Annotated in this window: 10 protein-coding genes; 2 read left to right on the top strand and 8 right to left on the bottom strand. The window is 68.9% G+C overall.

From position 1 onward, the window contains the following. Positions 1-358 precede the first annotated feature (358 nt). The 3 genes from IH80_RS0107425 to thyX form a co-directional block, all read right to left on the bottom strand. Positions 359-2,044: a ribonuclease J gene (locus tag IH80_RS0107425; protein ID WP_030958682.1), complete on the bottom strand. Its 1,686-nt coding sequence runs from the start codon at positions 2,042-2,044 to the stop codon at positions 359-361. A 123-nt stretch (positions 2,045-2,167) separates the two neighbouring features. Further along, positions 2,168-3,067: a 4-hydroxy-tetrahydrodipicolinate synthase gene (dapA, locus tag IH80_RS0107420; protein ID WP_030958680.1), complete on the bottom strand. Its 900-nt coding sequence runs from the start codon at positions 3,065-3,067 to the stop codon at positions 2,168-2,170. Positions 3,068-3,293: 226 nt separating this feature from the next. Continuing rightward, on the bottom strand, positions 3,294-4,034 hold the full coding sequence (gene thyX, locus IH80_RS0107415; protein WP_030958678.1) for an FAD-dependent thymidylate synthase: 741 nt from the start codon (positions 4,032-4,034) through the stop codon (positions 3,294-3,296). 213 nt (positions 4,035-4,247) lie between these two features. On the opposite strand from thyX, the gene IH80_RS0107410 reads away from it, so the two are divergent. Continuing rightward, on the top strand, positions 4,248-4,487 hold the full coding sequence (locus IH80_RS0107410; protein WP_030958676.1) for a hypothetical protein: 240 nt from the start codon (positions 4,248-4,250) through the stop codon (positions 4,485-4,487). Between the two features lie 48 nt (positions 4,488-4,535). After that, positions 4,536-5,099: a hypothetical protein gene (locus IH80_RS0107405; RefSeq protein ID WP_030958674.1), complete on the top strand. Its 564-nt coding sequence runs from the start codon at positions 4,536-4,538 to the stop codon at positions 5,097-5,099. Between the two features lie 51 nt (positions 5,100-5,150). On the opposite strand, the gene IH80_RS0107400 is transcribed toward IH80_RS0107405, so the two are convergent. From IH80_RS0107400 to rpsO, 5 genes are all read right to left on the bottom strand, one after another. Beyond that, positions 5,151-5,603 carry a hypothetical protein gene (locus IH80_RS0107400; protein WP_030958673.1) on the bottom strand — a complete coding sequence of 151 codons (453 nt, stop codon included), beginning with the start codon at positions 5,601-5,603 and terminating at the stop codon, positions 5,151-5,153. A 15-nt stretch (positions 5,604-5,618) separates the two neighbouring features. Continuing rightward, the gene (dapB, locus tag IH80_RS0107395; protein ID WP_030958672.1) at positions 5,619-6,371 is read right to left on the bottom strand and encodes a 4-hydroxy-tetrahydrodipicolinate reductase; all 753 of its coding nucleotides are present in this window, start codon (positions 6,369-6,371) and stop codon (positions 5,619-5,621) included. A 26-nt stretch (positions 6,372-6,397) separates the two neighbouring features. Next, positions 6,398-7,777 (bottom strand): M16 family metallopeptidase, encoded by a 1,380-nt coding sequence (locus IH80_RS0107390; protein ID WP_030958671.1) that lies wholly within the window; start codon positions 7,775-7,777, stop codon positions 6,398-6,400. After that, positions 7,774-9,996 carry a polyribonucleotide nucleotidyltransferase gene (locus tag IH80_RS0107385; protein ID WP_030958668.1) on the bottom strand — a complete coding sequence of 741 codons (2,223 nt, stop codon included), beginning with the start codon at positions 9,994-9,996 and terminating at the stop codon, positions 7,774-7,776. The genes IH80_RS0107390 and IH80_RS0107385 overlap by 4 nt, the downstream gene beginning before the upstream one ends. Before the next feature lie 305 nt (positions 9,997-10,301). Next, positions 10,302-10,589: a 30S ribosomal protein S15 gene (gene rpsO, locus IH80_RS0107380; RefSeq protein WP_030011220.1), complete on the bottom strand. Its 288-nt coding sequence runs from the start codon at positions 10,587-10,589 to the stop codon at positions 10,302-10,304. Between the last annotated feature and the right edge of the window lie 83 nt (positions 10,590-10,672).

Here is a 10,672-nt window from a genome sequence, read left to right as displayed (position 1 = left end):
CTGCTGTCTTGCGTTTCCGATTCTATCAGACTCTTTCGTGTCCGATTTCCTCGGCGCTTTCCAGGTTCTCGCTTTCGCGTTTCCCTTTCCGGCGGATCCAACCTTACCAGACCATTTCCTTGCCGTTTCCAGCTCGGATTTGAATTCAGTGGCCGTTGGAGGGCCTTTCCCTTTCGGGCGGATCAGACTTTATCAGGTCTCCCCGGTGTCTGATTCCCACCCGCCCGCACGACACAGCCCGGACACACGTGTGTGCCGGGGTCTCTTGCGGGGTGGAGACGTAAACGTACTGGAGCGGGGCCCCCGGATGCAAATCCGGTTGCCCCGCTCCGGTGACGGCGCTACGGCGAGGGCCTGATCAGACCTCGACGACGACCGGGAGGATCATCGGGCGGCGGCGGTAGCTGTCCGAGACCCACTTGCCCATCGTGCGGCGGATGAGCTGCTGGATCTGGTGCGGCTCGGCGACGCCGTCGGCCGCGGCGCGGGCGACGGCCTCCTCGATCTTCGCGACGACGGGGCCGAACGCCCCGTCTTCGATCCCGGAACCGCGGGCCTGGATGTTCGGGCCGCTGACCACCTTGCCGGTGGTGCTGTCCACGACGACGTAGACCGAAATGATGCCCTCGTCGCCGAGGATCCGGCGGTCCTTGAGCGAGGACTCGGTGACGTCACCGACCGAGAGACCGTCCACGTACACGTAGCCGGCCTGCACCTTTCCGGAGATCCGGGCCTTGCCGTCGATCAGGTCGACGACCACCCCGTCCTCGGCGATGACGATCCGGTCCTTGGGGACGCCCGTCAAGGCACCGAGCTCGGCGTTGGCGCGCAGGTGGCGCCATTCGCCGTGGACCGGCATCAGGTTCCGCGGCTTGCAGATGTTGTAGAAGTACAGCAGCTCGCCGGCCGAGGCGTGGCCCGAGACGTGCACCTTGGCATTGCCCTTGTGCACGACGTTGGCGCCCCAGCGGGTCAGGCCGTTGATCACGCGGTAGACCGCGTTCTCGTTGCCCGGGATGAGGGACGACGCCAGGATCACGGTGTCACCGGGGACGATCCGGATCTGGTGGTCGCGGTTCGCCATGCGGGACAGGGCCGCCATCGGCTCGCCCTGGGAACCGGTGCAGACCAGCACGACCTCTTCGGGCGGCAGGTCGTCGAGCGTCTTGACGTCCACGACGAGGCCGGCCGGGACGCGGAGGTAGCCCAGGTCCCGGGCGATGCCCATGTTGCGGACCATCGAGCGGCCGACGAAGGCGACCCGGCGGCCGTACTCGTGGGCGGCGTCGAGGATCTGCTGGATGCGGTGCACGTGGCTGGCGAAGCTGGCCACGATGATCCGGTGGTGGGCGTTGGCGAAGACGTTCCGCAGGACGGTGGAGATCTCGCGCTCCGGCGGCACGAAGCCCGGGACCTCGGCGTTCGTGGAGTCGGACAGCAGGAGGTCGATGCCCTCCTCGCTCAGCCGCGCGAAGGCGTGCAGGTCCGTGAGGCGCTTGTCCAGCGGGAGCTGGTCCATCTTGAAGTCGCCGGTGGCGACGACCAGGCCCGCGCCGGTGCGGATCGCCACGGCCAGGGCGTCCGGGATGGAGTGGTTGACCGCGATGAACTCGCAGTCGAAGGGGCCCAGGGCCTCGCGCTCGCCCTCCTTCACCTCGAGGGTGTAGGGACGGATGCGGTGCTCCTGGAGCTTGGCCTCGATGAGGGCCAGCGTCAGCTTGGAACCGATCAGCGGGATGTCCGGCTTCTCCCGCAGGAGGTACGGAACGGCGCCGATGTGGTCCTCGTGACCGTGTGTGAGGACGATGCCCTCGATGTCGTCGAGACGATCCCGGATGGACGAGAAGTCCGGCAGGATCAGGTCGATGCCCGGCTGCTCCTCCTCGGGGAAGAGGACGCCGCAGTCGACGATCAGGAGGCGGCCGTCGTACTCGAAGACGGTCATGTTGCGGCCGATCTCGCCGAGACCACCCAGAGGGGTGACCCTGAGGCCGCCCTTGGGCAGCTTCGGCGGCGGACCGAGTTCCGGATGCGGATGGCTCAAAAGTGTCTCCTCACCACGCACGCCACGTACCCGGAAGGCACGTGGCGCGCATGTCATTCGTGCACTTGCTGTTGTCTGCTCTGTATTTGTCCGGTGGTGCTTATTCAGTTGTGAAGTCCGTTGTCAGAGCTGTACCCCGCCCGCGGCAAGATCGATCTTGAGCTGAGCCGTCTCTTCGTCGGTCAGTTCGATCAGGGGGAGCCGCAGCGGGCCGGCGGGCAGGCCCTGCAGGTTCAGCGCGCCCTTGGTGGTCATCACACCCTGGGTACGGAACATCCCGGTGTAGACGGGAAGCAGCTTCTGGTGGATCTCGGCCGCCTTCTGGACGTCCCCGGCGAGGTGGGCCTCCAGCATGGCGCGCAGGTCGGGGGTGACCACGTGGCCGACGACGGAGACGAAGCCGACGGCGCCGACCGACAGGAGCGGCAGGTTCAGCATGTCGTCGCCGGAGTACCAGGCCAGGCCGCTCCGTGCGATGGCCCAGCTGGCGCGGCCGAGGTCGCCCTTGGCGTCCTTGTTGGCCACGATACGGGGGTGCTCGGCCAGCCGGACCAGGGTTTCGGTCTCGATCGGGACGCCGCTGCGGCCGGGGATGTCGTAGAGCATGACCGGCAGCCCGGTCGCGTCGGCGATCGCCGTGAAGTGCCGGTAGAGGCCCTCCTGCGGCGGCTTGCTGTAGTACGGGGTGACGGCGAGCAGGCCGTGGGCGCCGGTGCGCTCGGCCTGGCGGGCCAGTTCGAGGGTGTGGCGGGTGTCGTTGGTACCGATGCCGGCGACCACGTGGGCGCGGTCCCCGACGGCTTCGAGTACGGCTCGTACGAGGTCGTTTTTCTCCGCGTCGGTGGTGGTCGGCGACTCACCGGTGGTGCCGTTGACGATCAGGCCGTCGTTGCCTGCGTCCACCAGGTGGACGGCGAGCTGCTGCGCGCCGTCGAGGTCGAGTGCGCCATCCGCCGTAAACGGCGTGATCATGGCGGTGAGGACCCGCCCGAAGGGGGTCTGCGGAGTCGAGATCGGAGCCATGGGTAACACGCTACTCGCTGCCATGCTCGCGGTGTCCCCTCGGGGGACGTCAACCGGGGGATGCCTCCCGGCGGTGACCGGGAGTGTTGGACGCCGGCACTGCCTGCTCGGGGGTTCAAGCAGTGCCGGGTCCGTTTGATCAGCCTAGATGAAGTTTACGAAACGTGGCAATACGGACACTTCGGACTTGACTCCGTACATCTGTACGCCATGGGTGCAACTGCCCTTACGGGGCAACGCGCCCGTTGCTGTTGTACGCCGCGTACGTCAGCGGCATGAGCCGGGCCCAGTGCTGCTCCATCTTCTCGCCGACCATCTCGATCTCCCGCTGCGGGAAGGACGGGACGGTCGCGAGCTCGTGCTGCGTGCGCAGGCCGAGGAAGTGCATCAGCGAGCGCGCGTTGCAGGTGGCGTACATCGAGGAGAAGAGACCGACCGGCAGGACCGAACGGGCCACCTCCCGGGCCACGCCCGCGGCGAGCATCTCCTGGTAGGCCTCGTACGCCTGTACGTAGGAGTCCTCCATGACGCGGGCGGTCAGCTCCTGCTGCGCCCGGGTGCCTTCGACGAAGACGTACTTGCCGGGGCGGCCCTCCTGGACGAGCTTGCGCTCCGCGTCGGGGACGTAGAAGACCGGCTCGAGCTCCCTGTAGCGGCCCGACTCCTCGTTGTAGGACCAGCCCACGCGGTGGCGCATGAACTCGCGGAACACGAAGATCGGGGCGCTGATGAAGAAGGTCATCGAGTTGTGCTCGAAGGGGCTGCCGTGGCGGTCCCGCATCAGGTAGTTGATGAGGCCCTTGGAACGCTCCGGGTCCTTCTGCAGCTCCTCCAGGGACTGCTCGCCGGCCGTGGAGACGCGGGCCGCCCACAGCACGTCGGAGTCGGCGGCGGAGTGCTTCACCAGCTCCACCGTCACGTCGCTGCGGAAGCTGGGTTTCAGATCTGAAGCGGCGGTCTCGCTCACCGGGGGTCCTTCCAAACGTGCGTCCTGGGGCGCGCCCACTCTACGGCGCCCCTCACGGGTCGCTGCGCATGCTCACCTGTCACCGGGGCATCCGCACAGCTGACGCACAGCCATGAATTTTGGTTGATGTCGTGAAATCCGGCACCGATTGGGCGGCCCGTACGTCCTACGGAACAGAACGCACCCGCAACGAGCCCGAGGAGATTCCCTCTCATGTTTCGCCGGCGCGAACCCGTTCCGTTCGCCTTCGTCGCCGAGGCCGACCGTTTCCGGAGCAACGTCACCCCACCGCCGCGCGAGCGGCTCGGCAAGGCCCAGTTGGCCGCCCGTAGTCTGGTCGGACTGACCGTGGTCGCGGGGCTCGCCGGCTCACTGCTCTTCGGCATACCGGCGCTTCAGCCGAACAAGGCACCGGAGAAGTCGCAGCAGTCGACCGCGGCCGAGGGGCGGTAGCCTCACGGGCACAGCCCTACCGAACGTGCATGTGAGTGAGGTCCAGCCGTGCCCCTGCCCTTCCTGACGGCCGACGGCGTGTCCGATGCGGACGACGACGGCGACGAGGTCCTGGCCCACGCCGACCACGACCGCTGGCGACGGCCCTACCGGCCCGGCCCCTGGCGGGTGGCCATCTCCGCGGTGCTGCTCCTGCTGTCCGCCTTCATGCTGCTGGCCACGATGATCGTCGCCTTTGCGGGCAGCGGCTGGGGCGGAGCGGGCGCCTGCCTGGCCGCCGCTCTCGCCGTCCTCGCGTCCGCGCTGCAGATGCTGCGCGTCGGCGTGTGGGTCAGCCGTACGGGTCTGCGCCGGGTCGGCTTCTTCGTGACCCGCACGATCGCGTGGAACGAGGTCACCGAGATCCGCACGGTGCAGCAGCCGGTGCGCTGGCTGGGGCTGCCGAGGACCGTGCAGGGGCAGGCGCTGACGGTGTCCGCCCGGGGCGTCGCGGAGCCGCCGGTGCTGCTGACCGACCACAACGCCGACTTCCTGTCGCGGGCCGAGGCCTTCGACCGGGCGGCCGACACGGTCGAGGCCTGGGCCGAGGAGTACCGGCCCGTGCCCGCCTGACACCCGGGTCCCGGTGGTGCCGGGACGCGCCGTGTGGAGCCCGTACAGGTGTCAGACCTGTACGGGCTTCTTGTCGTGCAGGGCGATCGCCCGCTGCATGGCCTTGCGCGCCCGCGGGGTGTCCCGGGCGTCGTGGTAGGCGACGGCGAGCCGGAACCAGCTGCGCCAGTCCCCCGGCGCGTCCTCGGTCTCGGCCTTGCGGCGTGCGAAGACCTCGTCGGCGGAGTCCCGCAGGATCCGGCCGTACTGGTCGCGCTCCAGCTCGTCCACGGGCAGTCCGCCCTCGGCCTCCAGCTCACCGGCGAGCTGGTTGGCCCTGGTGACGAACTGCGTGTTCTTCCAGAGGAACCAGATGCCGATGAGCGGCAGGATCAGCACGGCCACGCCGAAGGTGACGGTGAGCAGGGTTCCCTGCCGGATCAGCAGCAGGCCCCGGCTGCCGACCAGGACGAAGTAGACGACCAGTACGGCGGCCGTGATGAAGTACGTGATCTTCGCGCGCATCGTGAATCAGTCCGGTCAGCCCAGGTCGAGGAAGTTTTCCAGGCCGAAGGTGAGGCCCGGGGTCTGCGTCACGCGGCGTGCGCCGAGCAGGATGCCCGGCATGAAGCTGCTGTGGTGCAGGGAGTCGTGACGGATGGTCAGGGTCTCGCCCTCGCCTCCGAGGAGGACCTCCTGGTGCGCGAGCAGGCCGCGCAGGCGGACGGCGTGGACCGGCACGCCGTCGACGTCCGCGCCGCGCGCGCCGTCCAGCGCGGTGGCGGTGGCGTCGGGCTGTGCGCCGAGGCCGGCCTCGGCGCGGGCGGCCGCGATGAGCTGCGCGGTACGGGTCGCGGTGCCGGAGGGGGCGTCGACCTTGTTGGGGTGGTGCAGTTCGACGACCTCGACGGACTCGAAGTAGCGGGCCGCCTGGGCGGCGAACTTCATCGTCAGGACGGCACCGATGGAGAAGTTCGGCGCGATGAGCACACCGGTCTTCGGGGAGGCGGCGAGCCAGGTGTCGAGCTGCGCGAGGCGGTCCTCGGTCCAGCCGGTGGTGCCGACCACCCCGTGGATGCCGTGGCGGACGAGGAACTCGAGGTTCTCCATCACGGAAGCGGGGGTGGTCAGCTCGACCGCGACCTGGGCGCCGGCCTCGGCCAGCGTCTCCAGCTCGTCGCCACGGCCGAGCGCGGCGACGAGCTCCATGTCCTCCGCGGCCTCGACCGCCTTGACGGCCTCGGCGCCGATGCGGCCCCGGGCGCCGAGGACTGCCACGCGCAGCTTGCTCATAGTCTCTTCCTTACCTACGTACGGATCTAGGCGACGACCTCGTCGAGGCGGGCGGCCTGCTTCTCCTTCAGCGGGCCGATCACCGCCAGCGAGGGCCGCTGGGCCAGTACATCCTGTGCGACCGAGCGGACGTCGTCCGGGGTCACCGCGGCGATGCGGGCGAGCATGTCGTCGACCGACATCTGGTCGCCCCAGCACAGCTCGCTCTTGCCGATGCGGTTCATGAGGGCGCCGGTGTCCTCCAGACCGAGGACGGTCGAGCCGGAGAGCTGGCCGATGGCCCGCTTGATCTCGTCGTCGCCGAGGCCGTCGGTGGCGACCTTGTCGAGCTCGTCGCGGCAGATCCGCAGGACGTCGTGGACCTGGCTGGGCCGGCAGCCCGCGTACACGCCGAAGAGGCCGGTGTCGGCGAAGCCCGAGGTGTAGGAGTACACGCTGTAGGCGAGGCCGCGCTTCTCGCGGACCTCCTGGAAGAGGCGGGAGGACATGCCGCCGCCGAGGGCGGTGTTCAGCACGCCGAGCGCCCAGCGGCGGTCGTCGGTGCGGTGGAGGCCGGGCATGCCGAGGACCACGTGGGCCTGCTCGGTCTTGCGGCTCACCAGGTCGACGCGGCCGGCGGTGCGGATGCGCTTGGTGCCGGTGCGCGGGCCGATCGGCTCGGCGTCGGTGCGGGTGAGGGCGCCGGCCTTCTCGAAGGCGGCACGGACCTGGCGTACGACCTTGTTGTGGTCGACGTTGCCGGCGGCGGCCACGACCAGGTGGGTCGGGTCGTAGTGCTTCTTGTAGAAGCGGCGGATCCGGTCGGCGCCGAGGGCGTTGATCGTGTCGACGGTGCCCAGGACGGGGCGGCCCAGCGGGGTGTCCCCGTACATCGTCTGCGCGAACAGGTCGTGGACCACGTCGCCCGGGTCGTCCTCGGTCATCGCGATCTCTTCGAGGATGACCCCGCGCTCGGCGTCGACGTCCTCCTCGCGGATCAGCGAGCCGGTGAGCATGTCGCAGACCACGTCGATGGCGAGCGGCAGGTCGGTGTCGAGCACCCGTGCGTAGTAGCAGGTGTACTCCTTCGCCGTGAAGGCGTTCATCTCGCCGCCGACCGCGTCGATCGCGGAGGAGATGTCGAGGGCGCTGCGGCGTCGCGTGCCCTTGAAGAGGAGGTGCTCCAGGTAGTGCGTGGCGCCGTTCAGCGTGGGCGTCTCGTCGCGGGAGCCGACGTGCGCCCAGATGCCGAAGGTGGCGGAGCGGACGGAGGGCAGCGTCTCGGTGACGACGCGCAGTCCGCCGGGCAGGACGGTACGGCGGACGGTGCCGATGCCGTTCTGCCCCTTGAGCAGGGTTTGGGTACGGGCGACGGCCCGCCCCTCCGAGGAGGGGCGGGCCGTCACACGGGAACTACGCGACGTCACTTGTCGGAGTCGTCCTTGTCAGCCTCGTCGGCGGCGTCCTCGCCCTCGATCACGGGGATCAGGGAGAGCTTGCCGCGCTGGTCGATCTCGGCGATCTCGACCTGGACCTTGGTGCCGACCGCGAGCACGTCCTCGACGTTCTCCACGCGCTTGCCACCGGCGAGCTTGCGGATCTGCGAGATGTGCAGGAGGCCGTCCTTGCCGGGGAGCAGGGAGACGAAGGCACCGAAGGTGGTGGTCTTGACGACCGTACCCAGGTAGCGCTCGCCGACCTCCGGCATGGTCGGGTTGGCGATGCCGTTGATCGTGGCGCGGGCGGCCTCGGCGGCCGGGCCGTCGGCGGCACCGATGTAGATGGTGCCGTCGTCCTCGATCGTGATCTCGGCGCCGGTGTCCTCCTGGATCTGGTTGATCATCTTGCCCTTGGGGCCGATGACCTCACCGATCTTGTCCACGGGGATCTTGACGGTGATGATCCGCGGGGCGTTCGGGGACATCTCGTCCGGCGTGTCGATCGCTTCCATCATCACGTCGAGGATGTGGAGGCGGGCGTCGCGGGCCTGCTTGAGGGCGGCGGCCAGGACGGAGGCCGGGATGCCGTCGAGCTTGGTGTCCAGCTGGAGCGCGGTGACGAACTCCTTGGTGCCGGCGACCTTGAAGTCCATGTCGCCGAAGGCGTCCTCCGCACCGAGGATGTCGGTGAGGGCGACGTAGTGGGTCTTGCCGTCGATCTCCTGGGAGATCAGGCCCATGGCGATACCGGCGACGGGGGCCTTGAGGGGCACACCGGCGTTCAGCAGCGACATGGTGGAGGCGCAGACCGAGCCCATGGACGTCGAACCGTTGGAGCCGAGGGCCTCGGACACCTGGCGGATCGCGTAGGGGAACTCCTCGCGGGTCGGGAGGACCGGCACGATCGCGCGCTCGGCGAGCGCGCCGTGGCCGATCTCGCGGCGCTTCGGCGAACCGACGCGGCCGGTCTCGCCGACGGAGTACGGCGGGAAGTTGTAGTTGTGCATGTAGCGCTTGCGGGTCACCGGGGAGAGGGTGTCCAGCTGCTGCTCCATGCGGAGCATGTTGAGGGTGGTGACGCCCAGGATCTGGGTCTCGCCACGCTCGAAGAGCGCCGAGCCGTGCACGCGCGGGATGGCTTCGACCTCGGCGGCGAGGGTACGGATGTCCGTGATCCCGCGGCCGTCGATGCGGACCTTGTCCTTGATGACGCGCTCGCGGACCAGGGCCTTGGTGAGGCTGCGGTACGCGGCGGAGATCTCCTTCTCGCGGCCTTCGAAGGCCGGGAGGAGCTTCTCGGCGGCGATCTCCTTGACGCGGTCCAGCTCGGCCTCGCGGTCCTGCTTGCCCGCGATGGTCAGCGCCTGGGAGAGCTCGCCCTTGACGGCGGCCGCGAGGGCCTCGTACACGTCGTCCTGGTAGTCCAGGAAGACCGGGAACTCGCCCTCGGGCTTGGCGGCCTTGGCGGCCAGGTCCGACTGGGCCTTGCAGAGGACCTTGATGAACGGCTTCGCGGCCTCGAGGCCCGCGGCGACGATCTCCTCGGTCGGCGCCTCGGCGCCGCCCTTGACGAGGGCGATGGTCTTCTCGGTGGCCTCGGCCTCGACCATCATGATCGCGACGTCGCCGTCCTCCAGGGTGCGGCCCGCGACGACCATGTCGAAGACGGCGTCCTCGAGCTCGGTGTGCGTCGGGAACGCGACCCACTGGCCGCGGATCAGCGCGACGCGGACGCCGCCGATCGGGCCGGAGAAGGGCAGGCCGGCCAGCTGGGTGGACGCGGACGCGGCGTTGATCGCGATGACGTCGTACAGGTGGTCCGGGTTGAGCGCCATGACGGTGGCGACGACCTGGATCTCGTTGCGAAGGCCCTTCTTGAAGGACGGGCGCAGCGGGCGGTCGATCAGGCGGCAGGTGAGGATCGCGTCCTCGGAGGGCCGGCCCTCACGGCGGAAGAAGGAGCCGGGGATCTTGCCGGCCGCGTACTGCCGCTCCTCGACGTCCACCGTCAGGGGGAAGAAGTCGAGCTGGTCCTTGGGCTTCTTCGACGCGGTGGTGGCGGACAGCACCATCGTGTCGTCGTCCAGGTAGGCAACGGCGGAGCCGGCGGCCTGGCGGGCCAGACGGCCCGTCTCGAAGCGGATGGTGCGGGTGCCGAAGGAACCGTTGTCAATGACGGCCTCGGCGTAGTGGGTCTCGTTCTCCACTAGCGTTTTCTCCATTTTCGTCGTCTCCGTCCGCCGCCCGTGTGGCGGAGGACGGTTGCGGAGAAGCGCTCCTGGCGTGCTGGCCGGTCTTCGATCGAAGCACCCGGTTCGTTGCCCGTGGGGCATTCCGGGTGCCACTACCGAGGACCGGCGGCGTGGGAGGGCGCTCCTCCTCTTCAGTTGTGCACGTCTCGTCGTCGGACGTACACGTGCGTCCGTTCCAGACTACAAAGGGACCGGTCCGTACCGCACGTACAGCAAAGGGAGCGGCCCCCGGTTGTGGGAACCGCTCCCTTCACGGCGTCTTACTTGGCGCCGGCCGCACCGCGGCGGATGCCGAGGCGCTCGACCAGCGTACGGAAGCGCTGGATGTCCTTCTTGGCCAGGTACTGCAGCAGGCGGCGACGCTGGCCGACCAGGATCAGCAGACCACGACGGGAGTGGTGGTCGTGCTTGTGGGTCTTGAGGTGCTCGGTCAGGTCCGAGATGCGGCGGGAGAGCATCGCGACCTGGACCTCGGGGGAGCCGGTGTCGCCCTCCTTGGCACCGAACTCGGTGATGATCTGCTTCTTCGTAGCGGCGTCGAGCGGCACGCGTACTCCTCGTTTGGTCTTCGTTGCCACCGAGTGCCCCAGGTCTGAGTCTCTGGGGAGCTTCCGTTACTCGGGAGGCGGGG

It is taken from the genome of Streptomyces sp. NRRL S-378 (genome assembly GCF_000720645.1).
GTDB lineage: Bacteria > Actinomycetota > Actinomycetes > Streptomycetales > Streptomycetaceae > Streptomyces.
Note: the sequence above shows the minus strand (reverse complement) of the source record. Positions and strands in the feature narration are given on the sequence as shown.

Bases quoted from the DNA above. Each gene is read 5' to 3' on its own strand.
- IH80_RS0107400 (WP_030958673.1), bottom strand. From the start codon at position 5,603: ATGCGCGCGAAGATCACGTACTTCATCACGGCCGCCGTACTGGTCGTC.
- dapB (WP_030958672.1), bottom strand. From the start codon at position 6,371: ATGAGCAAGCTGCGCGTGGCAGTCCTCGGCGCCCGGGGCCGCATCGGC.
- dapA (WP_030958680.1), bottom strand. From the start codon at position 3,067: ATGGCTCCGATCTCGACTCCGCAGACCCCCTTCGGGCGGGTCCTCACC.
- IH80_RS0107410 (WP_030958676.1), top strand. From the start codon at position 4,248: ATGTTTCGCCGGCGCGAACCCGTTCCGTTCGCCTTCGTCGCCGAGGCC.